The sequence below is a fragment of the Salinivibrio socompensis S35 genome, assembly GCF_000513715.1.
Classification (GTDB): Bacteria; Pseudomonadota; Gammaproteobacteria; order Enterobacterales; family Vibrionaceae; genus Salinivibrio; species Salinivibrio socompensis.
This window is the reverse complement of sequence record NZ_AQOD01000217.1, coordinates 1-1,589: the sequence shown is the minus strand read 5'-3', so window position 1 is coordinate 1,589 and position 1,589 is coordinate 1. Positions and strand designations below refer to the sequence as shown.

Here is a 1,589-nt window from a genome sequence, read left to right as displayed (position 1 = left end):
TCTTTGCCAGTAACACCTTTGCCACTACGAAGCGCTTCTAGGGCAGCTTCCATATCGAGTTCTATTTTCTTGTCGGTCATGTATCATTCCTCTTTCGACCATTCTAACGAAATGACACAGAATTCTGAACACTACCGAGAATGCTTCTAACCAACTTCTAACAGGTAAAGCTTCAGCTGTTTCACATGTTACCGAAATTGCTGCAGATTACTTTGCGACAATATCATGCCTTCGTGCATTGGCTAGACATTTTGAGGGGGCTGTATTTGATGAAGAAGTGCGCAGCTTTTCAGTAGCATTATCACTTGTATTATATAGATTTCACGGGACAGAGTCTTTTACTCCAATGTCTAAGCCACAAGGCAGCCATCCCATCCCATTGATTCGGTTAGAGCAAACACAACCACTAATATATGAGGTCTACTCAAAGCTACATATACAAGAGGCTTTGAAATCGAATTTATCTCGTTTGGATATGATTAATATAACATCATGGTCAAGTTACACAGTGGGGCTATTCTGGCTTAGGAAAAATCAGCATTTTGAAATCCCAGAGGACTATTTTATTGCTGGCAGTATGCAACGTCCTGAAATGCTTGCTTATCACAAGTATATAGTTGATATATGGGATGAAATTAAGCCCCGAATTGATGAAGTAAAGAGAATAAATGATGAACACTCAGAGCTTAAATTTAGCCCACAATATCGCAAGATATTAGAAGATGTTGTTTTGGAAACAGGCAACTAACAAACGAGTATGTCGTCAATCCTAAATTTTAGCGAGATTTTTATCCCACATCACGCCGTCTCTGAGCATCGAATTTAAGATTATCACTATGTTGCGTGTTCGGCTGCAACTGCGCACTTTCCCCCTTCAAAAGTGCGCAGTGTTTTGCGTACTTTTTGACTCAAAACCCACGCCCCACAAAGGCTAGCGGCGCAAAGATGTCATCGGTGTCCGGTTTTTCTTTTTGGTCTACAAGTGCGCAATTTTTCACTTTGATTTTAACTGTAGTGGCCAACTAACATTGGCCACGGTGCTAGATCGTGTGAGAACAGAGATCCATTCAGCAGAATCAGAGCAACCAAATTCGACAAGTTCGGCTTGATGGTTTTGTCACGACTTCTGTTCAGGGGTCGAGCTCTGTATGCATTCCCACGCGGGAGCGTGGGAATGAGTAAAATGACACCACCGACTACGTTAAAGTACGCGTAGGTCGGCATAAGCGCCTTCTCGATCGCGCAAGCTTGGTGTGATTTCCGCCGCGCGCCCGTTGCACGGCGCCATCGGACATCAAAGCCAATGATTAACCTCGATGTTAAATTTGGCGCCAAACGTGACAGGCGCCCAGGTGGCATAGTGCATCATAGTTGGCATCTTGCAGGGGCTTGTGTCACCTACGCCAACGGCACCATCGATGTATAAATTTTGTCATTTGTTAGTGACCAACTAACATTGGCCACGGTGCTAGATCGTGTGAGAACAGAGATCCATTCAGCAGAATCAGAGCAACCAAATTCGACAAGTTCGGCTTGATGGTTTTGTCACGACTTCTGTTCAGGGGTCGAGCTCTGTATGCATTCCCACG

The 1,589-nt window shown here is 44.2% G+C and carries 1 protein-coding gene; it reads left to right on the top strand.

Annotated features, from left to right (window positions below; translation table 11 throughout):
• Window positions 1–238: 238 nt before the first annotated feature.
• The gene (locus DZ54_RS0117075) at window positions 239–748 is read left to right on the top strand and encodes a hypothetical protein (RefSeq protein ID WP_128080573.1); all 510 of its coding nucleotides are present in this window, start codon (window positions 239–241) and stop codon (window positions 746–748) included.
• Window positions 749–1,589 lie beyond the last annotated feature (841 nt).